The 24155-nt window shown below is 68.2% G+C and carries 26 protein-coding genes; 12 read left to right on the top strand and 14 right to left on the bottom strand.

The genetic code is table 11. The features are described 5' to 3' along the window. Positions 1-102: 102 nt before the first annotated feature. The 3 genes from QGN32_RS18355 to QGN32_RS18345 are packed head-to-tail and all read left to right on the top strand — an operon-like array spanning position 103 to position 3352. Positions 103-1476 (top strand): lytic transglycosylase domain-containing protein, encoded by a 1374-nt coding sequence (locus QGN32_RS18355; protein ID WP_326545725.1) that lies wholly within the window; start codon positions 103-105, stop codon positions 1474-1476. A gap of 34 nt (positions 1477-1510) precedes the next feature. Then, positions 1511-2653, top strand: a complete 1143-nt coding sequence (locus QGN32_RS18350) for an Mrp/NBP35 family ATP-binding protein (protein ID WP_326545724.1) — start codon at positions 1511-1513, stop codon at positions 2651-2653. Positions 2654-2707: 54 nt separating this feature from the next. Continuing rightward, entirely contained in the window at positions 2708-3352 is a 645-nt protein-coding gene (locus tag QGN32_RS18345; RefSeq protein ID WP_326545723.1) for a VldE C-terminal domain-containing protein, read from the top strand. Between the two features lie 17 nt (positions 3353-3369). Here QGN32_RS18345 and tatB read toward each other — a convergent pair whose 3' ends face one another. The 4 genes from tatB to sigE all read right to left on the bottom strand — a co-directional run bounded on the left by tatB (position 3370) and on the right by sigE (position 6567). Next, on the bottom strand, positions 3370-3774 hold the full coding sequence (tatB, locus tag QGN32_RS18340; RefSeq protein ID WP_326545722.1) for a Sec-independent protein translocase protein TatB: 405 nt from the start codon (positions 3772-3774) through the stop codon (positions 3370-3372). Between the two features lie 2 nt (positions 3775-3776). Next, positions 3777-5261 (bottom strand): serine protease HtrA, encoded by a 1485-nt coding sequence (gene htrA / locus QGN32_RS18335; RefSeq protein ID WP_326545721.1) that lies wholly within the window; start codon positions 5259-5261, stop codon positions 3777-3779. A gap of 69 nt (positions 5262-5330) precedes the next feature. Then, positions 5331-5726, bottom strand: a complete 396-nt coding sequence (gene rseA / locus QGN32_RS18330; protein ID WP_326545720.1) for an anti-sigma E factor RseA — start codon at positions 5724-5726, stop codon at positions 5331-5333. Between the two features lie 76 nt (positions 5727-5802). After that, the gene (gene sigE / locus QGN32_RS18325; protein ID WP_326545719.1) at positions 5803-6567 is read right to left on the bottom strand and encodes an RNA polymerase sigma factor SigE; all 765 of its coding nucleotides are present in this window, start codon (positions 6565-6567) and stop codon (positions 5803-5805) included. Positions 6568-6742: 175 nt separating this feature from the next. Here sigE and QGN32_RS18320 point away from each other — a divergent pair, with 175 nt between their 5' ends. From QGN32_RS18320 to QGN32_RS18300, 5 genes are all read left to right on the top strand, one after another. After that, the gene (locus QGN32_RS18320; protein ID WP_326545718.1) at positions 6743-7402 is read left to right on the top strand and encodes an O-methyltransferase; all 660 of its coding nucleotides are present in this window, start codon (positions 6743-6745) and stop codon (positions 7400-7402) included. 134 nt (positions 7403-7536) lie between these two features. Then, entirely contained in the window at positions 7537-8229 is a 693-nt protein-coding gene (locus QGN32_RS18315) for a TetR/AcrR family transcriptional regulator (protein ID WP_326545717.1), read from the top strand. Further along, the gene (locus QGN32_RS18310; RefSeq protein ID WP_326545716.1) at positions 8192-9133 is read left to right on the top strand and encodes an ABC transporter ATP-binding protein; all 942 of its coding nucleotides are present in this window, start codon (positions 8192-8194) and stop codon (positions 9131-9133) included. The genes QGN32_RS18315 and QGN32_RS18310 overlap by 38 nt, the downstream gene beginning before the upstream one ends. Continuing rightward, positions 9130-10749, top strand: a complete 1620-nt coding sequence (locus QGN32_RS18305) for an ABC transporter permease (RefSeq protein ID WP_326545715.1) — start codon at positions 9130-9132, stop codon at positions 10747-10749. The genes QGN32_RS18310 and QGN32_RS18305 overlap by 4 nt, the downstream gene beginning before the upstream one ends. Further along, the gene (locus QGN32_RS18300; protein WP_326545714.1) at positions 10746-11420 is read left to right on the top strand and encodes a methyltransferase family protein; all 675 of its coding nucleotides are present in this window, start codon (positions 10746-10748) and stop codon (positions 11418-11420) included. The genes QGN32_RS18305 and QGN32_RS18300 overlap by 4 nt, the downstream gene beginning before the upstream one ends. Here QGN32_RS18300 and QGN32_RS18295 read toward each other — a convergent pair. Further along, on the bottom strand, positions 11408-11794 hold the full coding sequence (locus QGN32_RS18295; RefSeq protein WP_326545713.1) for a hypothetical protein: 387 nt from the start codon (positions 11792-11794) through the stop codon (positions 11408-11410). The two genes, QGN32_RS18300 and QGN32_RS18295, sit on opposite strands and share 13 nt — an antisense overlap. A 148-nt stretch (positions 11795-11942) precedes the next feature. On the opposite strand from QGN32_RS18295, the gene QGN32_RS18290 reads away from it, so the two are divergent. Continuing rightward, the gene (locus QGN32_RS18290; RefSeq protein WP_326549138.1) at positions 11943-12764 is read left to right on the top strand and encodes a sigma-70 family RNA polymerase sigma factor; all 822 of its coding nucleotides are present in this window, start codon (positions 11943-11945) and stop codon (positions 12762-12764) included. A 20-nt stretch (positions 12765-12784) separates the two neighbouring features. Beyond that, positions 12785-13366, top strand: a complete 582-nt coding sequence (locus tag QGN32_RS18285; RefSeq protein ID WP_326545712.1) for a DUF4126 domain-containing protein — start codon at positions 12785-12787, stop codon at positions 13364-13366. Positions 13367-13372: 6 nt separating this feature from the next. Here QGN32_RS18285 and QGN32_RS18280 read toward each other — a convergent pair whose 3' ends face one another. Together QGN32_RS18280 and glgC are read right to left on the bottom strand one after the other, a co-directional pair. Next, positions 13373-13612 carry a hypothetical protein gene (locus tag QGN32_RS18280; RefSeq protein ID WP_326545711.1) on the bottom strand — a complete coding sequence of 80 codons (240 nt, stop codon included), beginning with the start codon at positions 13610-13612 and terminating at the stop codon, positions 13373-13375. A 151-nt stretch (positions 13613-13763) separates the two neighbouring features. Continuing rightward, positions 13764-14978: a glucose-1-phosphate adenylyltransferase gene (glgC, locus tag QGN32_RS18275; protein WP_326545710.1), complete on the bottom strand. Its 1215-nt coding sequence runs from the start codon at positions 14976-14978 to the stop codon at positions 13764-13766. A gap of 139 nt (positions 14979-15117) precedes the next feature. On the opposite strand from glgC, the gene glgA reads away from it, so the two are divergent. Next, a complete protein-coding gene (gene glgA, locus QGN32_RS18270; RefSeq protein WP_326545709.1) occupies positions 15118-16281 on the top strand; it encodes a glycogen synthase in 1164 nt (387 codons plus the stop codon). On the opposite strand, the gene QGN32_RS18265 is transcribed toward glgA, so the two are convergent. The 7 genes from QGN32_RS18265 to log all read right to left on the bottom strand — a co-directional run bounded on the left by QGN32_RS18265 (position 16278) and on the right by log (position 21889). Continuing rightward, positions 16278-16445 carry a DUF3117 domain-containing protein gene (locus QGN32_RS18265; RefSeq protein ID WP_066857137.1) on the bottom strand — a complete coding sequence of 56 codons (168 nt, stop codon included), beginning with the start codon at positions 16443-16445 and terminating at the stop codon, positions 16278-16280. The genes glgA and QGN32_RS18265 overlap by 4 nt on opposite strands. Before the next feature lie 168 nt (positions 16446-16613). Continuing rightward, positions 16614-17213 carry a DNA-3-methyladenine glycosylase I gene (locus QGN32_RS18260; RefSeq protein ID WP_326545708.1) on the bottom strand — a complete coding sequence of 200 codons (600 nt, stop codon included), beginning with the start codon at positions 17211-17213 and terminating at the stop codon, positions 16614-16616. Then, positions 17210-17572, bottom strand: coding sequence for a DivIVA domain-containing protein (locus tag QGN32_RS18255; protein WP_326545707.1), 363 nt, complete (start codon positions 17570-17572; stop codon positions 17210-17212). Before QGN32_RS18255 ends, QGN32_RS18260 begins: the two co-directional genes overlap by 4 nt. A gap of 37 nt (positions 17573-17609) precedes the next feature. Beyond that, positions 17610-18560 (bottom strand): glucosyl-3-phosphoglycerate synthase, encoded by a 951-nt coding sequence (locus tag QGN32_RS18250; protein WP_326545706.1) that lies wholly within the window; start codon positions 18558-18560, stop codon positions 17610-17612. Next, positions 18557-19432, bottom strand: coding sequence for a dihydropteroate synthase (gene folP, locus QGN32_RS18245; protein ID WP_326549137.1), 876 nt, complete (start codon positions 19430-19432; stop codon positions 18557-18559). The genes QGN32_RS18250 and folP overlap by 4 nt, the downstream gene beginning before the upstream one ends. Before the next feature lie 69 nt (positions 19433-19501). Further along, on the bottom strand, positions 19502-21280 hold the full coding sequence (fadD6, locus tag QGN32_RS18240; RefSeq protein ID WP_326545705.1) for a long-chain-acyl-CoA synthetase FadD6: 1779 nt from the start codon (positions 21278-21280) through the stop codon (positions 19502-19504). A 36-nt stretch (positions 21281-21316) separates the two neighbouring features. Then, complete coding sequence (log, locus tag QGN32_RS18235; protein ID WP_326545704.1) at positions 21317-21889, bottom strand: cytokinin riboside 5'-monophosphate phosphoribohydrolase; 573 nt, start codon at positions 21887-21889, stop codon at positions 21317-21319. Positions 21890-22029: 140 nt separating this feature from the next. Here log and QGN32_RS18230 point away from each other — a divergent pair, with 140 nt between their 5' ends. Continuing rightward, positions 22030-24120: an AAA family ATPase gene (locus tag QGN32_RS18230; RefSeq protein WP_326545703.1), complete on the top strand. Its 2091-nt coding sequence runs from the start codon at positions 22030-22032 to the stop codon at positions 24118-24120. Positions 24121-24155: the final 35 nt, after the last annotated feature.

Raw genomic sequence — 24155 nt, 5'->3', positions numbered from 1 at the left:
TGGTGACTTGGTTCACAAAGTGATCGCAGACCCAAGGACGGTTGAGTGCACATAAGGGGAGGAGCCGCCCTGCGGGCCGTGCGGCGCCAAACGGGGCGCCTCATGCGTCTCCCGGGCCCTCGAGTCCAGGAGCTGGTTTCTGCCAACCGCATGCGCGCCGGCCTCGGTGTGGCGATCATCGCCCCGGTCATTCTGGCAGGCAGCGTCGGCGCATCTGCGCCTTCGCCACGCACGCCGGTCTCCGACGCTGCGGTGACGCCGCTGGCCGCGGTGGAACCGTCACCGGGCGCCCGGTCCGGCGCGTCGGTGGTCGCGGTCACCAAGACGCCGAGCGCGTTCCACATCGCCGCCTCGACGGCATCTTCTCCCCCACCTGCGGCCGTCGTCAATTCGCCTGGGGCACTGGGTATTCCGGCGATGGCCCTGTCGGCCTACCGCAACGCCGAACGCATGATGGCCGCGGCCTACCCCGGTTGCGGCATCAGCTGGAACCTATTGGCCGGTATCGGCCGTATCGAGTCGATGCACGCCAACGGAGGCGCGACCGATGCCAGCGGCACCGCGGTTCGCCCCATCTTCGGCCCGGCTCTGGACGGCACGCTGCCCGGCAACGAAGTCATCGTGCAGAGCCGCACCGCCAACCGGGTCACCTACGCCCGCGCGATGGGACCCATGCAGTTCCTTCCGGGCACCTGGTCGCGCTACGCCTCCGACGGTGACGGCGACGGCAAGGCCGAAGTGCAGAACTTGTTCGACTCGACCCTGGCCGCCGCGCGTTATCTGTGCAGCGGGAACATGAACCTGCGCGACCCGTCCCACGTGATGTCGGCGATCCTGCGTTACAACAACTCGGTGGCCTACGCCCGCAACGTGCTGGGCTGGGCGGCGGCCTACGCCACCGGCGTGGTGCCGATGGATCTGCCCCCGATCACCGGATCGGTTCCCACGCTCGATTCTGCTTCGACCGGCAACGTGCACCTCACCGACCTCACCGAGTACCAGGGGCTCGGACCGGGGCTGCCGATCAACGCGCTCGGCCTGCCCGCCAACGACCCACTGGCCCTGATGCCCTTGCTCGAGCGTGACGCCGTCGCCAGCCAGATCGGTAACATACCGGGCTTCGCCCCAGGTCAGCGGCTCGGACCGCTGCCGGGACCCGTTCCGCAAGCACCGGCGACGCCCCAGGCGCCACCGCAGCCACCGCCATGGACACCGCCGTGGATGCAGCCGCCGAAGCCCGAGTGCGCGGTGTTCTGCATCGAGGACAACCCGGCGCCGCCGCTGCAGCCCGCGCTCGGCGGGCCTGCGGTCGCCCAGCCGTTGCTCCCGCCCGGTCCGGCTCCGCTGGCACCGCCAGCTCCGATCGCACCGCCGCCCGGGCCCGCACCCGCACCGGCGCCCGCATCAGCGCAAGCACCGGGACCGGCGGAGGCACCCGGACCGGCATCCCAACCCGAACCCGCACCCGTCGGTTAGAGACCGCCGTCGCGTCGGCCTAGACTCGACGGTGATGTCTCAATCGCCCCCTGAGCTGGAAGCCGCGGTTCGCCGTGCGCTGGCCAAGGTCATCGACCCGGAGCTGCGGCGGCCGATCACCGAACTCGGCATGGTCAAGAACGTCACCGTCGAGCCCGACGGCGCAGTCCATGTCGAGGTGTACCTGACCACCGCCGCGTGCCCGAAGAAGACCGAGATCTCTGATCAGGTCAGTCGGGCCGTCGCCGACGTCCCCGGCACCGGAGCCGTCCGAGTCAGCCTCGACGTCATGAACGACGAACAACGCACCGAACTGCGCAAGCAACTGCGTGGCGACTCGCGCGAGCCGGTCATCCCCTTCGCTCAACCCGGCTCGCTGACCCGGGTTTACGCGGTGGCCTCCGGCAAAGGCGGTGTCGGCAAGTCCAGCATCACCGTGAACCTCGCGGCGGCGATGGCCGCGCGCGGGATGTCGGTCGGCGTGCTGGACGCCGACATCTACGGGCATTCCGTCCCGCGCATGATGGGCGTCACGGACCGGCCCACTCAGGTCGAGTCGATGATCCTGCCGCCCGTGGCCCACGATGTGCGCGTCATCTCGATCGCGATGTTCACCCAGGGCAACACGCCCGTGGTGTGGCGCGGCCCGATGCTGCACCGAGCATTGCAGCAGTTTCTCGCCGACGTCTACTGGGGCGACCTCGATGTGCTGCTGCTCGACCTGCCGCCGGGCACCGGCGATGTCGCGATCTCGGTGGCGCAGTTGATCCCGGGCGCGGAGATTCTGGTGGTGACGACGCCGCAACTGGCGGCCGCCGAAGTGGCCGAGCGGGCCGGCGCGATCGCCCTACAGACCCGACAGCGCATCGTCGGCGTGGTGGAGAACATGTCGGGGCTGCTGCTCCCCGACGGCACGACCATGCAGATCTTCGGCGAAGGCGGGGGCAAGCAGGTCGCGGAGCGGTTATCGCGCGCGATCGGCGCCGACGTGCCTTTGCTCGGCCAAGTGCCGCTCGACCCGGCTCTGGTGACAGCCGGCGACTCCGGCGTCCCGCTGGTGCTCTCGGCGCCGGATTCCGCTTCGGGCAAGGAGTTGCGCGGGGTAGCCGACGCCCTGGCCAGTCGCAAGCGGGGACTGGCGGGCATGTCGCTGGGACTGGACCCCGCCGGTCGATAACGGTCTCGTGTCCGACGGCGAAGTCCGTCACAGCCTGTTGGACAAGGCGATACAGTGCTGTTCGTGGGTAGGACGGTGTTAGCCAAGGGGCGGGGTCGGTTGTTGGCCTTGGTCGCCTCGATTGCGCTTTCGGCCGCCCTGTTCCAGGCCCAGACCGCCGAACAGCCCGCGCACAATCCGGTCGCGTCGGCCGCGGTGCCCCAAGCTGCGCCGACAGATGCGCCGTCGGTCAACAGTCCCACCGAAGCCGAGTTGCTCGCGGCCAGTGCACCCGTCGCCAGCGCGGCAATCCCGTTCGCGTTGCCCGCCGGGATCGCGCCCGAAAGCGGCTTACAAATCAACACCATTCGGGTGGCCCGCGCTATCAGCGTGTTGTTCCCCGAGGTCACGACGATCGGCGGGTATCGCCAGGATCCGCTGAAGTGGCATCCAAACGGCTTGGCCCTCGACGTGATGATCCCGAACCACGGCAGCGAAGAGGGCATCGCACTCGGAAACCAGATCGCCGGGTTCGCCCTGGCGAACGCAAAACGCTGGGGCGTGATCCACGTGATCTGGCGGCAGGGCTTCTATCCGGGCGTCGGCGCGCCGAGTTGGACGGCGGACTACGGCAACGAGACCGCCAATCACTTCGATCATGTCCACATCGCCACCAACGGCGGCGGATATCCGTCCGGAGACGAGCAGTACTTCATCTGAGCCCGGGCGTCGAGGCGCTAGGTCGCGTCGGTGTCGAACGGCGTCGTCGCGAGTGTATCCGGGGCCGTGGGCGTATCCGCGGCTTGCGGGGTCGGCGCCGGTGAGCTGAGCGGTTTGTCGGCCGGCCGGTCGAAATTCCCGGTGAACAGCGAGTCGTCCCCGTCGAGCAGGTGCTTGGTGAGGGCGGCGCGCGGCGTCATCCCCCGCAATTTGTTGAGTTCACTCAGCGGCTCGCGCAGGTCGTCGAACTCCGGCCCGAGGTCCTCGCGCAGTTGGCTGGTGGCCCCGCTGATGTAATCGCGAGCCTGCCGCAGCGCACCCGTCGTCCACCGGATCGCGCCGGGCAGACGCTCGGGCCCGAGGATCACCAGACCGGCGATCACCAGGATCAGCATCTCGCCCCAGCCGACGTTGGCGAACACGGCTACACGCTGTTGTCGGGACCCGGATTGACGGTCAGCGTCACCCGCCGCCCGTCGCGGACCACCTCGATCGGCGCGTCCTGACCGATCTTCAGCTGGCGCACCGCGACGACGAACTCGTCGGCGTCGGCCACGGTCCGATCGCCGACCTTGACCACGACGTCGTTCTCGAGGATCCCCGCCCTCTCCGCGGGGCTGCCGGCCTTCACGTTGGCCACTTGCGCACCGGATGCGACATTGTTGCTGACCGATCGGGCGGTCAGGCCCAGCGTCGGGTGGGCGATCTTGCCGTCGCGGATCAGCGACTCGACGACCGCTTTGACCTCGTTGACCGGGATCGCGAAGCCGAGTCCGCTGGCGCTCTCGGACAGCGACTTGCCCGCGGTGTTGATGCCGATCACGTTGCCCTCCATGTCGATCAGCGGGCCACCGGAATTGCCGTGGTTGATCGGCGCATCTGTCTGCAGACCGTCGATCACCGTGTCGGTGTCCGAGCCGTCGCCCGACAGGGGCACCGGGCGGTGCAGCGCGCTGATGATGCCCGCGGTGACGGTGCTGCGCAGGCCCAGCGGGGCGCCCGCGGCGATCACCTCGTCGCCGACACGCAGCTTGTCCGAGTCGCCCATCTGCGCGACGGTCAGGTTGTCCACGTTGTCGACCTTCAGCACCGCGAGGTCGGTCTTGGGATCACGACCGACGAGGTTGGCGGGCACTTCCTTGCCGTCGTTGAAGACGACCTTCATCTTGTACTTGCTGGGGTTGTTCGCGGCTTCGGAAATCACGTGGTTGTTGGTCACGATGTACCCGCGGCCGTCGATCACGACACCGGAGCCCTGCGAACCTTCCTGATCGCTGGTCGCCTCCACGGTGACCACCGAATCTGCAACCGCTGCAGCGACTTTCGCGATCCGACCTTCGGGTGGCGGGCCGTCGTCGGAGTTGTTGAGCGTGACCTTCGAGGTGGTGAACGCCTCCACCACCTCGGCGGTCTTGCGGCCGACCCAGCCGCCGGCAAAGCCGATCACCAACGCGACGATGGCCAGCACCGCCAGCGCGACATAAGACACCCTGCCGCCGAACAGCACGTCGCGCACCCCCAGCTTGCCCGTCGGCACGTCTGCCGCAGAGCGCGGCGGCTCGTGCACCGCCGGGGCGCCAAGGGCGGCCGGGGCGGCCGGATCGCGCCACGGATCGGCCGGCTCGTCGGACGCGTCACCCTCGGCCTCCAGCGCGCCGGCGTCGGCGGGATGACGTTGCAGCGAGTCGCCGCCGGCGTAGGGCCTGCCGAACGCCTCGGCCAACACCGGGTCGGGCGGCTGGTTCGTCGGGGTGTACTCGCCCTGGTCTCGGTACTTGTCGAGGCCGACGAACGAACCGTCGACGCCGTCGGGCCTGCCGAAGGCGCGCTGCGCCACCGGATCGACGGGCGGACGCGAGACGGGGCGCGGCTTTAGGCGTTCGCGCTCGTTCTGGTCGAGATTGGTCACGCGTTCATCACCCTCTGTGAAGGCGCCCGCCATCGCCGGCGCAGATCGCTGCTCGTTTTCGCATTTACCCTACCGGCGCTTACGCCGGAGACGCTCCGCGCTGTCAGCAAACTGTGACTGCTGCGTCTCGGCGGGCGGCTCCTGCGGAGCATGGTGCGGGATCTCGGACAACAAGCCCAGCAGCGAGCTCGGCATGACGACAGGGCGCGAGCCCCGCAACGCCTCGCGGGCCTGCCGCTGGGCGTCGACCTCGGCTGCACACTGCGGGCACAGCGACAAGTGATGGGCGGCGCGCAGATGTGGGGTCAGACGCAGTTCGCCGTCCACGAAGGCGGCGATGGCCTCGGTGGACAGGTGCTCGGTGGAGCCGAACTGCCGCGGACCGACCGGAGCGTCACTCTGGGACGCGAACTGGGTGGGCAACCAGGAGAAGGCCCGACGGAACACGTGTCCCGGGTCGACCATGGCCCAGCTCCTCTCGCTGCGTTTCTGCGGTGCTCACTCGAATGTAGCGCGGCGCGCTGTGCACAAGCCCGGAACCTCAGGCCGTCTTGGCGGCGGTGTCGCTGTGGTTGGCCAAGTACTCACGAAGGGCCTGCCTGCCCCGGTGAATGCGGCTGCGCACAGTGCCCAGCTTCACGTCGAGCGTGGCGCCGATCTCTTCGTAGGACAGTCCCTCGATGTCGCACAGCACGACCGCGGCGCGAAACTCCGGCGGCAGCGAATCCAGCGCCGCCTGCAGGTCGGGACCCAGCCGCGAGTCGTGATAGATCTGTTCGGGGTTCGGGTCGTCGGCGGGCACCCGGTCGTAGTCCTCGGGCAGCGCCTCCATGCGGATGCGGCCGCGCCTGCGCACCATGTCGAGGAACAGGTTCGTGGTGATGCGATGCAACCAGCCCTCGAACGTGCCCGGCTGGTAGTTCTGCAACGACCGGAACACCCGGATGAACGTCTCCTGGGTTAGGTCCTCGGCGTCGTGCTGGTTTCCCGCCAGGCGGTAGGCCAGCCGGTATACCCGGTCGGCGTGCTGGCGCACCAGCTCGTCCCAGGACGGCATCGTCGCCTGGTCGCCCGTGGCGTCGAACACCGCGGTGCCGGTCAGTTCGTCGGAAGGCTCGACCCAGTCACCGTCGGCCAACTGTTTGAGGTGGGACATGGAACTCGGGGCCATCTTGATGGTGGTCGTCAGATCCTCCTGATCACAGCCGCCATCACGGCGTGGCGGTTCGTCACCGGCCGCAACGCGGAAACGCGCCTCGGTATTCCCCGGTTCGTCCCCTGGGAGCCAGAGTTCGCCGTTTTCCATGGGACATACCGTCTCCGACCGTGCCGTGCCTGGCATATGAGCAAACTGAACTTTTCCTGAGAATGCTTTTCTACCCGTTTTCGACCTGCGCGAACCCCCCGAAATCCGCGTAATCCGGCGTTCGGGACCGGGCGTGTCGCGAGGCTGGCCGATACCGGTTGGCTACGCTGCGGGCATGGCCGGCAGCGACGATGTCATCGGACCGCACAGCCGTGCCGAATCGATAGTCTCGCACGCCGAGCAGTCCATCTCCGAGGACGCGATCGTCGCAGCGGCGAGGGAACGAGCGCTCGACATCGGCGCGGGTGCCGTCACCCCCGCCGTCGGCGCGCTGCTGTGCGTGTTCGCCAAGCTGACGGCTGCCAAGGCCGTGGTCGAGGTCGGCACCGGCGCCGGGGTCAGCGGCCTGTGGCTGCTGTCGGGCATGCGCGAGGACGGGGTTCTGACCACGATCGACGTCGAACCCGAACACCAGCGCATCGCCAAGCAGGCGTTCGTCGAGGCCGGGATCGGGCCAGGGCGAACCCGGTTGATCAGCGGCCGCGCGCAGGAGGTGCTGACCCGGCTCGCCGACGAGTCCTACGACTTGGTGTTCGTGGACGCCGACCCGTTGGACCAGCCGCAATTCGTCGCCGAGGCCATCCGGCTGCTGCGCCCCGGCGGGGCAATCGTCCTGCACCGCGCGGCGCTCGGCGGGCGGGCCGGTGACGCTTCGGCCAACGACGCGGAGGTCGCAGCCGTGCGCGAGGCCGCCCGGCTGATCGCGGAGGACGAGCGGCTCACCCCGGTTTTGATCCCGCTGGGCGACGGCCTGCTGGCCGCCGCCCGCGACTGACCGCCAGTAAGCCAGGCGAGCGCACACTCCCGTACGGTTTTGGCCCCTTGAGGCGTACCAGTGTGCGCGCTCGCGGCTACTGAGCAGCGGCGCGCCCTTGACCGTTGACTGAACGAGCGTTTAGTCTACTAAACATGCGTTCAGCATCGGCCGATCGGACCGCCGTCGCGCGGATCCGCGATGCCGCCATCGAGCAGTGGGGCGAACACGGATTCGGCGTTGGCCTGCGGGCCGTCGCGGACACCGCGGGGGTGTCGGCCGCGCTCGTCATCCACCACTTCGGCTCGAAGGAGGGCCTGCGCAAGGCGTGTGACGCCTACGTCGCCGAAGTGATCCGCGAAAGCAAGTCCGAGTCGCTGCAGACGCACGACCCGGCGACCTGGCTCGGGCAGATGGCCGAGATCGAGTCCTATGCGCCGCTGATGAAATATCTGGTGCGCAGCATGCAGTCCGGCGGTGAGCTCGCCAAGGCGTTCTGGCAGCAGATGACCGACAACGCCGAGCAGTACATCGAGGAAGGCGTGCGCTCCGGTCTGCTCAAGCCGAGCCGCGACCCCCACGGCAGAGCTCGGTTCCTGTCGCTGTCGAGCGGCGGAGGCTTCCTGCTGTATCTGCAATTGCACCCGTCCACCGATCTGCGCGAGGTGCTTCGCGATTACGGCGAGGAGATGGTGCTGCCCGCGCTCGAGCTCTACACCAAGGGGTTGATGAGCGACTCGACGATGTACGAGGCGTTCCTCAAGCAGCGCGAGAAGGGCATTCCGTTCAGCACACAGGAAGGAGACCGCGATGACGGCTCAGACAGCCAGGCCAATGCGGCGGGCTGACCAAAGCGTTGGCCGGGCCGCAGTCGAAATCCGCGGACTGTCCAAGGCATTCGGGCGCACCAAGGCGCTCGACGGGTTGGACCTGACCGTCGCGCCCGGCCAGATCGCCGGGTTTCTCGGCCCGAACGGCGCGGGCAAGTCGACCACGATCCGCGTGTTGCTCGGGCTGTTGCGGGCGGACAGCGGCAGCGTCCGACTGCTCGGCGGCGATCCGTGGCAGGACGCGGTGGCACTGCACCGCCGCATCGCCTACGTCCCGGGGGACGTGACGCTGTGGCCCAACCTGACCGGGCTGCAAGCGATCGACTTCCTGGCCCGGCTTCGCGGCAACGGCGTCGACACGACGCGCCGTGATCAGCTGATCGAACGGTTCGAACTCGACCCGCACAAGAAGGCCCGCGCCTACTCCAAGGGCAACCGACAGAAGGTCGCCATCGTCGCCGCCTTCTCGACCAATGCCGAGCTCTACATCCTCGACGAGCCGACATCCGGTCTGGATCCGTTGATGGAGAAGGTATTCCAGCAGTGCGTCGGCGAGGTCACCCAGCGCGGCGCAGCGGTACTGCTGTCCAGCCACATCCTGGCCGAAGTCGAGAAACTCTGCGACCACGTCACGATCATCCGGGCCGGCCGCACGGTGCGGTCCGGCGCGCTGGCCGAGTTGCGCCATCTGATGCGCACGACGGTGTCCGTGCGTACCCGCCAGGACGGCCGACGTCTTCACGACGCACCTTTCGTCCACGACTTCGCGATCACCGACGGCCACTACACGTTCTCGGTCGACCGCAACGAGCTCGACCACGCGATGGGCCATCTCAGCGAACTCGGGATCCTCGACCTAACCGTCACGCCGGCCTCGCTCGAAGACATGTTCCTGCGCGAGTACCAGGGGGCCGCGCGATGACGAGCGCCGCTGTTGCACGGCCTGTGGTACGACGCGGCTCGCCTACCTCCGCACTGACCGGGACCGCCCTGCTGCTGCGGCTCGCGCTGCGCCGCGACCGGCTCCGGCTGGGCATCTGGGTGGCGGTGCTGACGCTGCTGATGGCCTATGCGCCGGCTGCGATGAAACTGGCTTATCCCGAAGAGGCACAACGCGTCACGCGGGTGGACCTACTGAAGACGCCCGCCGGGATGATGATGGGCGGACCGATGTTCGGCCGCAACGAGACCGACCTCGGCGCAATGATGGCGAACGAGCTGATGTTGACGCTGATCGTTGCGACGTCGATCCTCGCGATTCTCACGGTGATCCGCCACACGCGCGCCGAAGAGGAAAGCGGCGCAGCGGAGTTGGTGTTGTCATCGGTCGTCGGTCGGTATGCCCGGACTGCGGCGGCACTGATCCTCGTCGGAGCGGTCAACGCGGTGCTCGCGGTGACGATGACGCTGGCGATGGCCGCCGGCGGCTTCGGCCTTCTCGACACGGCGGCAATGTGTCTCGGCGTCATCGGGGTGGCGATGGCGTTCGGTGCGGTGGCCGCCGTCACCGCGCAGCTGTGGCGGCAGGCGCGCACTGCAACCGGCGCCGCGATGGCCACGCTGGCGGTGGCGGCGCTGGTCCGCGGGATCGGCGACGTCATCGACAACTCGGGCAGTGCGCTGAGTTGGCTCTCACCGATCGCATGGGCTCAGCAGATGCGCGCGTTCGTCGACCTGCGGTGGTGGCCGTTCGCCCTCCTGGTCGCGCTGATCATGGGGTTGACGGCGCTGGCCGCGGTCTTCGAGGGCAGGCGTCAGTACGACGACGGCACGCTCCCGTCGACCGGCGAGCACCCCGACGCCCGTCCGATCAACGGTGTGCTGGGCCTGCATGTGACGCTGCAGCGCGGTCAGACCGTCGGCTGGACCATCGGGTTGTTCCTGGGCGGCCTCGCGTTCGGGTCGATGACGAAGTCCCTGCTCGACGCTGCCGAAAGCAACGAGGTGATCCGGCGGGTGATCGCGCAACATGGCACCGACAGCGTTTACACCACGATGACCCAGTTTCTGGCGGCCGCGGCCAGCGCATACGTCGTCGGCGCCGTGCTGCGGGTGTACACCGACGAGGAGCGCGGCCTGGGCGAGGTGGTGCTTGCCGGATCGGTGTCGCGGTGGCGCTGGCTTTCGACGGCGGTCGGGTCGGCGCTGCTCGGTTCGGTGGTACTGATGTTCTTCGCGGGTCTCGGCAACGGGCTGGGTGCGGGCATCGCCGTCGGCGAGCCCGCGACAGTGTTGCGGCTGACCCTGGCCGGCTTGGCTTTCCTGCCTGCCATGGCCGTGATGGCAGGGGTGGCGGCGCTCGCCGTCGCGGTGCGGCGGCCCTGGCTTGGGTGGTTGGCGGTGGCCTTCGTCGTCGCCTCGCTCTACCTCGGGGCGTTGCTGCGGTTGCCGCAGTGGCTGATCGACCTGTCACCGGTCAGCCGCACCACGGCGCCGAGCGGCTATCCGGTGGCCACGCTCGTCGTCATGGTCTTCGTCGCCGCGGCGTCGACGTGGCTCGCCGGAGCGCTCTATCGCCGCCGGGACGCGCTCTCATGAAGATTGCTCTGCAGACGCTGGCGTCCGCGGTCTTCGGATTCGTGTTCTTCGCCGCAGCGCTGTTCTTGCCGGCGGGAACGTTGGACTATTGGCACGCTTGGGTTTTCATCGGCGTCTTCCTCCTCGGCACGATGGGGCCAAGCATCTATCTCGCGGTCAACCGCCCGGAGGCGTTGCGTCGACGGATGAAGGTGGGGCCGTTCGCCGAGACTCGACCCGTGCAGAAGGTCGCCATCACCGGGACCGTCCTGGTGGTGGTAGCCGTGCTGGTGACCAGTGCACTCGACCATCGCTTCGGATGGTCGACGGTGCCGACTGCAGTAGTTCTGCTGGGTGACGTACTCGTGTGGACAGGTCTGACGGCGGCTCAGTTCGTCGTCATCCAGAACAGCTATGCGGCAGCGACTATCACCGTCGAGTCCGAGCAGCCACTGGTCTCGACGGGCCTGTACGGCGTGGTCCGCCACCCGATGTACGCCGGAACGCTGATGATGATGATCGGCACTCCGCTTGCGCTGGACTCGTACTGGGGCCTGGTCGCCGTTTTGCCCGCTCTGCTGATTCTCGCGGTGCGCATCGCCGACGAGGAGAAGATGCTGCGGCAGCAGTTGGCCGGCTACCGCGAGTACATGCAGAAGGTGCGGTTCCGGTTGGTGCCCTACGTCTGGTGACGGCGCGCCGATCGCCACACCGCGACGAACACCAGGACCACGGCGAAGCGTGCCACGGTGTTGGCGATCATCGTGCCGTTCAGCTGAGTCAATCCCAAGTAGACGAGGTTGAGCACACCGCTCGTCAGGTGCAGCACCACCAGCGCCGTGACGATGAGCCGCAACGCCGCCCAGTCCGTCAGCCGCGCCGCGCCGAAGGACAGCACCGCAACCGCCAGTTCGGCCGCACCGACGAGGTACGCAAGCAGATACTCCGGTCGTTCGAGCGTGATGCCCACGACGGCTGGGATAGCGGTCGGGAACACCATGAGCACGACGGCGCCGGCCAGCGTGATCAGCCCATGCACCATGAGTACTACCCGTAGCACTGTCATAGGTCCGCCTTTCTGTCATGCGCGGGCGTTGTCATCCGTCATAGATATGACGGCGCTGATGGACGCAGTATGACCTTGAGGAGGTACAGAGGTGAGCGCAGACGCGTTCGAGCAACACCGTGCGCATCTGCGGTCGGTGGCCTATCGGATGCTCGGCTCGGTCAGTGAGGCCGATGACGCAGTGCAGGACGCGTGGCTGCGGATGAATCGCGCCGACATCAGCGACGTGCGCAACCTGCGCGGCTGGTTGACCACCGTCGTCGCCAGGATCTGCTTGGACATGCTGCGCGCCCGCAACGTGCGAGCCGAAGAACCGCTCGACGACGTCGTCGACACTCCGGCCGCGCACGTCGCTCCCGCCGGCGCCACGACCGGCCCCGTCGATCCCGAGGCCGAAGCCGGGCTCGCCGATTCGGTCGGTGTCGCGCTGCTCGTCATCCTGCAGACCCTGTCTCCGGCTGAGCGGCTCGCATTCGTGCTCCACGACATGTTCGGGTTGCCGTTCGCCGAAATCGGTCCGATCATGGGGCGCTCGGAGAACGCGGCCGCCCAGCTGGCCGCCAGGGCCCGGCGCAGGGTGCGCGGCAAGACTGTCGAGGCCACAACGGATTTCGTGCGGCAACGACATCTTGTCAATGCCTTCCTCGCCGCGGCGCGCCACGGCGATTTCGACGCGCTGCTGGCGGTGCTGGACGACGACGTGGTCCTGCACGTCGACGCGACCGCCGCCGGTACGCCTATCACGATCCGCGGCGCGCGTGCGGTGGCCGCCAACGCGCGCATGTTCTCTGCCAACTCACGATTCGCCGAGACCGCTGTTGTCGACGGTGTGCCTGGGATCGTCGTCGCGCCCGCCGGCCGCCTCACGCTGGTGCTGCTCTTCAGGATCGCCGGCCACCGCATCGTCGAGCTCAATATCGCCGCGGATACCCAACGGCTTCGTCAGGTCGAACTGACCGTACTGCGCTGACGGGCGCGCATAATGCCGATGTGGAACTGCTGACCGGCCTCGGCCTGGCGACCGCCGCGGGACTCAACGCCTACATCCCGCTGCTGGCGCTCGGCCTGCTGTCCCGGTTCACCGACCTGATCACGCTGCCCGCCGGCTGGGCCTGGCTGGAGAACGGCTGGGTGATGGCGATCGTCGCGGTGCTGCTCGTCGTCGAGATCGTCGCCGACAAGGTGCCCGCGCTGGACAGCGTCAACGACGCTGTCCAGACGTTCATCCGGCCGACGGCGGGCGGCATCGTGTTCGGGTCGGGCACCGCGGCGCAGACGTCCGCGGTCACCGACCCCGGTGCGTTCGCCGAATCCGGGCAGTGGATCGCGGTGGTCATCGGTGTCGTCGTCGCACTGGTGGTGTCGCTGACCAAGTCGACGGTTCGGCCGGCCGCCAACGTCGCCACCGCGGGGGTGGCCGCACCGGTGCTGAGCACGGTCGAGGACGGCGTCAGCGTGAGCCTGGTCTTCATCGCGATCCTGGTGCCGGTCTTGGTGTTGGTGGCCCTTGTCGCGTTGATCTGGGCGGCGGTTCGGCTGGTGCGGCGACGACGCAACGCGGCAGCGAGTTGACCCCGCTTAGGTGAGCGTGGTGACGTAATGGCCGCCGGAGAAGATGTCGGTGTAGCTGTTGCCGCCGATGTCCTTGTACGCGCAGGTGGATACCGTCCCCCTGTTGGTGTAGGAGCCGCCGGCGGCCTTGCATTCGCTCTTGATCGTGTTCTCCGAGAGCTTCTCGGCGTGTGCGAGCGGGGCGGTCGTGGTCATCAGCGCGCCGACGACGATGGCGACGGCGGCCGTAATCCTGGTGCGCTTCATTGTGCTGTCTCCTGTGTTCGTGGCCTCGTTGGCCGTTGGTGATCGAACCAGCGTGAGACACAGACCACATCGCGCATAACGGGGCCGAGGCCCAAGGCCGTTGATGCGCCGTGGGGGCTGCCGGGCAGTCCGCGGTTAGGGAGTTAGGGAGTCAGATCCAAACGCCCTTGCCGACGGCGACCACTCCGCCGGCGCTGATCGCGAACCGTTCGCGGTCCTTGTCGAGGTCCACCCCGACCATTTCGCCCGGGCCGACGACGACGTTCTTGTCCAGGATCGCGTGGCGCACCACCGCGCCGCGGCCGATGCGGGCGCCAGGCATGATCACGCTGCCCTCGACGATCGCCCCGTCGTCGACGACGACGTTGGAGGACAACACTGAATTACGCACGGACGCCGCCGAAATGATGCTGCCCGCACCGACCACTGACTCTTGCGCCGAGCCGCCGTTGACAAACTTCGCCGGTGCCAGCATCTCCGACTCACCTCGGATCGGCCAGCGCTTGTTGTAGAGGTTGAACACCGGATGCACCGACACCAGATCCATGTGCGCGTCGTAGAACGCGTCCAGGGTCCCCACGTCGCGCCAGTAGCCGTGGTCGCGCTCGGTCGCCCCGGGGACTTCGTTGTTGCTGAAGTCGTACACCGCCGCCATGCCGTCGTCGACCAGACGCGGGATGATGTCGCCGCCCATGTCGTGGTCCGAGTGGTCGTCGTCGGCGTCGGCGCGGATCGCGTCGATGAGCACCTTGGTGGTGAAGATGTAGTTGCCCATCGATACGAACGCCTCGTCGGGATCGTCCGGGGTGCCGGGCGGGTCGGCCGGCTTCTCCACGAAGCTGCGGATGCGACCCGAGTCGTCGGCGTCGATGACCCCGAACGCGGTGGCCTCGCTGCGCGGCACCCGGATACCGGCAACCGTCGCGCCCGCGCCGCTCTCGATGTGGAACTGAACCATCTGCTCGGGGTCCATGCGGTACACGTGGTCGGCGCCGAACACGACGATGTAGTCCGGATCCTCGTCGTAGATGAGGTTCAGCGACTGATAGATCGCGTCGGCGGAGCCGGTGTACCACCGCGGCCCGAGCCGCTGCTGGGCCGGGACGGGCGTGATGTATTCACCGGCCAGGCCCGATAGGCGCCAGTTCTGCGAGATGTGACGGTCGAGCGAATGCGACTTGTATTGCGTCAGCACGCAGATCCGCAGATATCGCGCGTTGACCAGATTGGACAGCACGAAGTCGATCAGCCGGTAGGCGCCGCCGAAGGGAACAGCGGGCTTGGCCCGGTCCGCGGTCAGCGGGTAGAGCCGCTTGCCCTCCCCGCCGGCCAGGACGATGCCCAGCACGTGCGGCAGTTCCCTCATGCCTCAAACCTATCGGCCGGTCCTGTCCGCGGCTAGGCATTGGTGCCCTCGGTCAGCCACTGGATCCGCGTATGAATCAACTTCTCCCGGGCGGGAACGAGCCTGCGACGGCTTGCTCCCGTAACTATCGTCTACAACCATGCGGGTGGCGATGATGACTCGGGAGTATCCACCCGAGGTTTACGGCGGCGCGGGTGTTCACGTCACCGAACTCGTCGCTCAGCTACGCCACCTCTGCGAGGTGGAGGTGCACTGCATGGGCGCACCGCGGCTCGACGCGATCGTCGCACAACCCGATCCGGCGCTGCGCGGCGCCAACGCGGCACTGTCGATGCTGTCGGCGGACCTGAACATGGTGAACGCCGCGGCACAGGCCCACGTCGTGCATTCACACACCTGGTACACCGGGCTGGCCGGCCACCTCGCCGGGTTGCTCTACGGCATCCCGCATGTGCTCACCGCGCATTCGCTGGAGCCGATGCGGCCATGGAAGGCCGAACAGCTCGGCGGCGGCTACCGGGTGTCGTCGTGGGTGGAGAAGACGGCGGTGGAAGCCGCAGATGCGGTGATCGCGGTCAGCTCCGGTATGCGTGACGACGTGTTGCGCACCTATCCCGCGCTGGACCCGAGCCGGGTATATGTGGTGCGCAACGGGATCGACACCGACGTCTGGTATCCGGCCGCGCCGGAACCGGGCGAATCGGTGCTGGCGGAACTCGGCGTCGACCTCTCGCGTCCCATCGTGGCGTTCGTCGGGCGGATCACCAGGCAGAAGGGCGTCGCGCACCTGATTGCTGCGGCCCACGACTTCGCCCCCGATGTCCAGCTGGTACTGTGCGCAGGAGCGCCCGACACCCCGGAAATCGCCGCCGAGGTGACCGAGGCGGTTCAACAGTTGTCGCGTGCCCGCGCAGGTGTGTACTGGGTGCGTGAGATGCTTCCCATCGTCAAGATTCGTGAAATACTCACCGCAGCAACGGTTTTCGTATGCTCATCGGTGTACGAGCCGCTGGGCATCGTGAACCTGGAGGCGATGGCGTGCGCGACGGCGGTGGTCGCGTCGGACGTCGGCGGCATTCCCGAGGTGGTGGCCGACGGGCACACCGGGCGGCTGGTGCACTACGACCCGCAGGACACCGCGGGCTACGAAAGCCGGTTGGCCGCTACGGTCAACGAGCTGGTGGCCGACCCGAAGAAGGCTCGGCAGTACGGCCAAGCCGGGCGGCAACGCTGCATTCAGGAGTTCTCCTGGGCCCACATCGCCGAGCAGACCCTGCAGATCTACCGAAAAGTGGGGAGTTAGCTTGTGACGTTCTTGAGCTCTTCCCCGAGCGCGGCGGCTTCGTCAGGAGTGAGCTCGACAACCAGTCGCCCGCCGCCTTCCAGTGGTACCCGCATCACGATGCCGCGCCCCTCCTTGGTTGCTTCCAGTGGACCGTCGCCGGTCCGGGGCTTCATCGCCGCCATCGAGTGCTCCCTCCACATGAGCCGGCCCGCTCGCGGGCTCGGTCGGGGCCGGACTGCCCACCCGTTTGACAGTTCCCGGCACTGAACTGCTACTGAACTTCTCTATTGTTCCCTATCGGCGGCGTTCGGTGTGCAAAGACCCGGCTATGGCCGTCTTCCTGCCGCGGATCAGGTCGCCGGCACCCAGCAGTCGGCGGTGTGGTCGTCGACCATTCCGGTGGCCTGCATCAACGCGTACGCGGTTGTGGGCCCGACGAAGCGGAAGCCGCGACGCTTGAGTTCCTTGGCCATCGCGGTCGATTCCGGGCTGACGGCCGGGACGTCGGCGAAGCCGGCGGGCCGCGGTCGGGGCGGCGGCGCGAAGGACCACAACAACTCGGCGAGATCGGCCCCGCCGTCGGAGAGGTCGGCCGCCGCGCGCGCGTTGGCGATGGTGGCTTCGATCTTCGCGCGGTTGCGTACGATTCCGGGGTCGGCCATCAACCGGGCGATGTCGCGTTCGGCGTAGCGGGCGACGCGCTCGACATCGAAGCCGTGAAACGCGCGACGGAAGTTCTCCCGCTTGCGCAGGATCACCAGCCACGACAGCCCGCTCTGGAACGCTTCGAGGCTGATCCGTTCGAACAGTGCGGCCGAATCGCGCAGCGGCCGACCCCACTCGGTGTCGTGATAATCGCGGTAGAGGACGAAATCGGCAGGCGTCAAACGAGATTCGTCGATCCACGCGCAACGGACGCGACCATCGGCGGGGGTCACCGACGCGGTCATGATTCGTCGTCGCCGCCTTCCGACTGCAGCGCATGGGCGCCACTTTCGACCGGCTCGTCGTCGTCGAAGCCGAGTCTCGCGCGCAGCGTGGCCAGCTGGCCACGGAGCTGGTCGAGCTCCTGACCCAACCGGTCGAGCACCCAGTCCACCTCGCTGGTCTTGTAGCCGCGCAGCGTCTGGGTGAACTTGACCGCGTCGACGTCGGCACTCGTCACACCGGAGGCGGGCAGCACCGTAGGGGTGGTCTCGCGCGGTAGCGGCGGCAACGGTTCACCGCGGCCGAACACCACACTGCCCACGGCGAACAGCACCACCGCGATCAGGATCAGGACGACCAGATACAGCAGAACGAGGGTCACCCCCTCGATACTGCCTCAGCGGGCCGACACGCGACCATCAGCCACGCGGGCGCAGCGTCACCATCGGCGGGCGGTCGGCCAGCGACACCGACGACGTCCGCGGCGTGTAGCCGTCACCGTCGGCGAAGAACTGCGTCAGCCCGACGCCGGAGTCGGGCACCCCGCAACGCGACAGCAGCGTCGCGATGACCTGTCGGCTCATGGCGGCCAGCTCGGTCAGCGGCCGGTTCCGGTGCGTGCGCACACCGAGGTTGACCTGGGCGATCGCGTCCAGCCCCAGCCGGTCATAGGCATCGATGAGCAGGCCGATCTCCACCCCGTAACCCGGTGCGAACGGCACGGAGGTCAACAGCTCGCGGGTGCCTGCGTACTCGCCGCCCAAAGGCTGCAGAATGCAGCTGAGCTCGGGCCGCAGCGATGCGAGCAGCGGCCGGGCCACCAGCTCGGTGACGCGTCCGCCGCCGTTGGCGTCCTCGCTGCCGCTGACCTTCAGCGGCCTGCGGTAAAAGCCCTTGACCAGGTGGACGGCGTCGGTGGTGAGCAGGGGGCCGACCAGCTTGGGCACGAACATCGGGTCGGGGTCGATCAGGTCGGAGTCGACGAACACCACGATGTCGCCGGTGGTCGCGGCCAGCGAGCGCCACAGCACCTCGCCCTTGCCGGGTTGGGGGGCCACCTCGGGCAGCGCGATCTCGCGGCTGATCACCCTGGCGCCGGCGGCGACGGCGCGGATCTCGGTGTCGTCGGTCGAGCCGGAATCCAGCACGATCAGCTCGTCGACGAGACCGCCGAGCAGCGGGGCGATGGTCTCGACGACGCTGCCGACCGTTTCTTCCTCGTTGAGCGCGGGCAACACGACCGAGACGGTGCGAGCGCGTTTGGCGGCTTCGAGTTCGGCGACGGTCCACGTCGGCCGGTTCCAACTGTGGTCGGCCAGCCACCGTGCGGTGACGACGTCGGCTCCGGGCAGTTCGGGCGTGAGTGTCATGCCAGTCCCCTCACCGTGCGCGTGGGCGGCCGCCCGCCCTGGATCGACGCGACCATCTCCAGTACGCGTCGAGTCGGTCCGACCTCGTGCACCCGGAACATCGCTGCTCCCTCCGCGGCCGCCAAAGCGGTGGCCGCCAGGGTGCCCTCCAGGCGTTCGGTCAAACCCACCCCCAGAGTCTCCCCGACAAAATCCTTGTTGCTCAGCGCCATCAAGACCGGCCATCCAGTGTTTACAAGCTCTTTTACCTGGCGCAACAAAGTAAGACCGTGGTAAGTGTTCTTGCCGAAATCGTGCGTCGGGTCGATCAGCACCGCGTCGCGCGCCACGCCGGCCGCCACCGCCCGTTCGGCGGCCGCGGTCACCTCGGCGATCACGTCGTCGACAACGCCACGCTCGGATATCCCGTAGTTGACCCGAAACGGCCTCGTCCGCGGTTGCGCGCCCCCGGTGTGCGAACACACCAGGCCCGCACCGAACTCGGCGGCAACCTCGGGTAATGCCGGGTCGTGGCCGGCCCAGGTGTCGTTGATCAGGTCCGCGCCCGCCGCGCAGGCCTGCTTGGCGACCGCGGAGCGCCACGTGTCGACGCTGATCAACTGGTCGGGATAGGCACCGCGCAGCCACTCGATGAACGGGACGACGCGCGCGGTTTCCTCGTCCGCGTCGACTGTGTTGCCCGGGCCTGCTTTGACCCCGCCCACGTCGACGACGTCGGCACCCTCTTCGATCACCCGGTGCGCCGCCGCCTGGGCCGCCTCGTCGGTGAACGCGGCGCCGCGGTCGTAGAACGAGTCCGGCGTCCGGTTCACGATCGCCATGATCAGCGCTCGGTCACCGGCCACCGGCCGACCGCAGAAGGTTCTCACGATTTCCAGGCTACGGCCGTGCGATCTGTGGAGTCTTGGCGGCGCTCATCGCCGTGTGGCTCCACAAATCACTCAGTTGTTGGGGCGTTTGCCCTCGGCAACCTCTTTGGAGTAGTCGTCGTAGTACTCGACGTAGCCCTCGTCGCGACCCTTGAGGACGTACAGCGGGTCCTCGATGTGGTCGCCGTGGCCTTCCTTACGCAAATCGACCTTGACGCTCTTGAACGTCGACGTGTGCTCCAGTTCCCCCACGATCCGCACGAAAAGCGGGACCGCATACGTCGGCAACCGGTCGTAGAGCGTCGCCGCCAGCGACTTGCCGTCGAACTCACATCCCTCGTTCAGCCTGATCGCCGCCATCCCGGCTCGGCCGCCGGCCCCTTCTATCTCGACGCCGTAGACGGTGCATTCGTCGACAGTCGGGTCGATCGACAGCGCCGCCTCCACCTCGGTGGTAGCCACGTTCTCGCCCTTCCACCGGAAGGTGTCGCCGAGCCGGTCGACGAACTCGGCATGGCAGAAACCCTGGGAACGCATCAGGTCGCCGGTGTTGAACCACACGTCGCCCTTCTTGAAGGCGCCGCGCACCAGCTTCTTCTCCGACTCCTTGTCGTCGGTGTAGCCGTCAAAGGGCTGGAAACTGCTCACCTTGGACAGCAGCAGGCCCGGTTCCCCGTTGCGGACCTTCTTGACCCGGCCGCTGTCGTCGCGCAGCGGGTCACCGGTGTCGTGGTCGTACTCGACGAACGCGACCGGCGTCGGGCAGATGCCCGTGGTTTTGTCGAGGTTGAAGAAGTTGACGAACGCGGTGTTGCCCTCGCTTGCGGCGTAGAACTCGCAGACCCGGTCGATGCCGAACCGCTTGGTGAAGTCGTCCCAGATCGCTGGGCGCAGGCCGTTACCGCCGATCACCCGCACCCTGTGCTTGCGGTCGGTTTCCTTTTCGGGCTGGTTGAGCAGATATGCGCAGATCTCGCCGATGTAGACGAAGGCGGTCGCGTCGTATCCGATCACCTCGTCCCAGAACCTCGACGCCGAGAAGGACTTGCCCAGCGCCAGTGTGGCTCCGGAGTTCAGCACCGACGCCAGCGCGACCGTCAGCGCGTTGTTGTGGTACAGCGGCAGGCAGCAGTAGAGCGTGTCACCGCTGGACAACCGCATGCCCATCCCGCCGAAGCCGGCCAGCGCGCGTAGCCAGCGGTAGTGCGTCATCACGCTGGCCTTCGGCATGCCGGTGGTGCCGGACGTGAAGATGTAGAAAGCCTTGTCCTTGGCGAGCACCGCCGAGGTGGTCGCCGGGTTGCCGGTGGGCGCCGTTTCGGCCAGCCTCGTCAATTCGTCGACGGTGATCAGGCCGTCGGTGTCGGCGCCGGACTCGGTGATCGGCTCGACGAAGTCGGTGTCGGCGACAACGGCCTTGGCATTCAGCAACCCGAGGCTGTGCTTGAGGACCTCACCACGCTGATGGTGGTTGACCATGCCGGCGATCGCGCCACACTTGACCGACGCCAGCATCAGCGACACCGCTTCGGGTGAGTTGCGCAGCATGATGCCGACGACGTCGCCGTGCCCGACACCGCGGGCCGCCAGCACGGCGGCATAGCGGTTGACGGTCTCGTTGGCTTCGCGGTAGGTGATCTGTTCGTCGCCGAACCTGAGGAACACCTTGTCGCCGTAGCGTGCGGCCCGCTCTTGGAACACCTTGCCGATCGAAGTCTTGGCCGACGGCCGCGCGCTGAAGCCGGTGACCACGCCGCGCACGATGGTCGGCACGTCCGCGATCAGGCCGGGAACCCGGGCGGCGATGTCCAGCAACCCGACGCTGCTGCGGGTCCCCGACTTCTCGGTCATGTGCGTTCGTCCTCCGCTGTTCGTTTGTCGCACACCCTAGTGACCGCGGTTGGGTCGAGGCGCGCACGCCGCCAGAGCCGACTCGACATCGGTCACGACGACGAGTCGGTCCAGTGCCCCCTGGGGGACGTAGCCCCTGTCGCGCAACTCGTGCAGCCAGGTCAACAGGCCGGTGTAATGCCCCACAGGGTCGAGCATCACGACCGGTTTGTCATGCATACCCAAATAGCCCGCCGTCCAGGCTTCGAAGAACTCCTCGAGGGTGCCGATGCCGCCGGGCAGGGCGATGAACGCGTCCGCCCGCCCTTCCATGACCTCCTTGCGTTGACGCATCGTGTCGGTGACGACGAGCTCGTCGGCGTCGACGTCGGCAACCTCCCGATGCACCAGCGCTTTCGGAATGACCCCGACGGTGTGTCCGCCGCGTGACCTGGCAGCGCCGGCGACCGCACCCATCGCCGAGATGTTGCCGCCGCCGGAGATTAGGCTCCAGTTGCGCTCGGCGAGCGCCACTCCGACCTGTTCGGCCAGGGCGATGAGTTCGGGGTGCGTCGGTCCCGACGCGCAGTAGACGCATACCGCCCATTGGCGGCCAGTTTCGCCGGACACGAACACAACCTAACCGGACGACGATCAAGCGGCCCCCGGCCGCGTTGAGGAGTGCGGCGATCGATTCAGCCGGACGACGATCAAGCGGCCCCCGGCCGCGTTGAGGAGTGCGGCGATCGATTTAGCCATAGACTCCGGCGGTGCCGATTGAGTGGGTCACCTCGCCGCCTGGACCGGCATTGGATTCGATCGAAGCCGGTTTGCAGAAGCGTTCCGGCGCAGCATTGATCGGGCCTGCCGGCGTGGGCAAGAGCACGCTGGCGCGTGCGGCCGTGGACCGGCTCCGAGCGGCGTACACCCGCGTCGACTGGGTCACCGCCACCGCACCGATGGCCGCGGTGCCGTTCGCGGCCTTCGCCCGCCTCATCGATATCCCGGAAACCGGCAAGACCGCAGACGTCCTGCGCAGCGCGCGCGAGTCTCTCGGTGACGGACGCCTGCTGGTGATCGACGACGCGCATCTTCTGGACCCCTTGTCGGCCGCGCTGGTGTACCAGCTCGCGGTCAGTGCGGCGGCGACGCTGATCCTGACGGTGGCACCGCACGGCGTGATGGCCGACGGGGTACCGGCATTGTGGGACGACGGCCTCGTCGAGCGCATCGAGCTCGAGCCGGCCGGCCACGATGACCGCCGGCTGGCCGTCGCGGTCGACGAGTTCATCGCCGGCCTGCCCCGCGACGCCCATCGGGTGCTCGAGTACTTCGCGGTCGACGACCCGCTGGCGCTCGACGAGCTTGAAGCCCTGGCCGGCGGCGAGGCCGTCGATTCTGCGCTGGCTTCCGGCGCAGTCGTCGACGACGACGGCTGGTTGCGTCCGGCGCACCCGTTGTTCGCCGACGCGGTACGCGAGGCGTTAGGGGGTCCGGAGCTGCGCCGGTTGCGGGGTGAGCTGGTCGACCGGCTCGCCGCGCGACCGGGCCACGGTGCCATCGACCGGCTGCGCCGCGGGGTGCTGGCACTCGACAGCGACAGTCCGCAGGCGCCGGCCGAGGCGGCCGCGGCGGCCGGCGAGGCCTTGCGGCTCGGGGACCTGGTACTCAGCGAACGGCTTGCCCGTGCCGCGCTGGGGAGTGCACCGGAACTGTCGACCCGGCTGACGCTGGCCTACGCGCTGGCATGGCAGGGCCGGGGCCGGGACGCCGACGCGGCACTCGACGAGGTGGACAGCGCCGCGCTGTCCGAGACCGAGTTGATGGCCTGGGCACTGCCCCGGGCCGCGAACCAGTTCTGGATGCTGTCCGAGCCCGAGCGCGCCACCGCGTTCCTGCGCGCGACACGGAATCGGGTGTCGTCGCCGGTGGCCCGCACCACGCTGGACGCGTTGTCGGCGACGTTCGCGATGAACGCAGGCAGCGTGTCGCGGGCAATGAGGGTCGCGGCGGAGGTCCTGGCGTCACCGGCGGCCGATGACACCGCGGTCGGCTGGGCCGCGGCGGCCGCGGCGTTGAGCTCGGCGCGGACGGGCCGCTTCGCCGATGTCGACGCCCTGGCCGAGCGCGCGATGGCCGCCGGACACCCCGGGCTGCTGCGGTTCACCAGTGGCTTCGGTCAGACGACGGCGTTGGTGATGACGGGAGAGCTGGATCGGGCGCAGCGGCTTGCCCGGCGACTCACCGACTTCGCACAGCTGCAGCAACCGGGCCGGGCGATCGGCGAGGTGCTGGTGGCCGACGTGCTGATCGCCAAGGGTGAGCTTAATGAGGCCGCGCGCCTGCTACGCGGCGCGGCTGCCGCGCTGTCGCCGACCGGCTATTCGTGGGGTCCGTTGGCGTGGATGCTTCTGACCCAGGCCCTCGGCCAGCTCGGCGCGGGTGTCGAGGCCGGGAAAGCCTTGGCGCGCGCCGAGTCTCGACACGGGTTGAAGTCGATGCTGTTCGCTCCGGAGTTGGCTCTCGCGCGGGCGTGGACGATGTCGGCTCGGCGCGACGGGCACGGCGCGGTCACCGCTGCCCGCGAGGCGGTACGTAGCGCGGAGCGGGGTGGGCAGACGGCGGTCGCGTTGCGCGCGCTGCTGGACGCGGCGCGCCTTGGCGACATGCGTGCAGTCGATGCGATCGGGCGGATCAGCGCCCAATGTGACTGCGCGACGGGACGGTTGGTGTTGGCGCACGGCCGAGCGCTCGCCGCGCGGGACGGGGCCGCGCTGGCCGAGGTGTCTTCGAGCTACGCGGCGGCCGGGTGGCGTGGCGCCGCCGCCGATGCGGCCGCGCAGAGCGAGGCCCACCGCTGAATTGGTGTCGGGACGGGTTCTGCCGCGGCCCTAGG

The organism is Mycolicibacterium sp. ND9-15 (assembly GCF_035918395.1).
Lineage (GTDB): Bacteria > Actinomycetota > Actinomycetes > Mycobacteriales > Mycobacteriaceae > Mycobacterium.
This window is presented reverse-complemented; position numbering and strand designations above follow the sequence as displayed.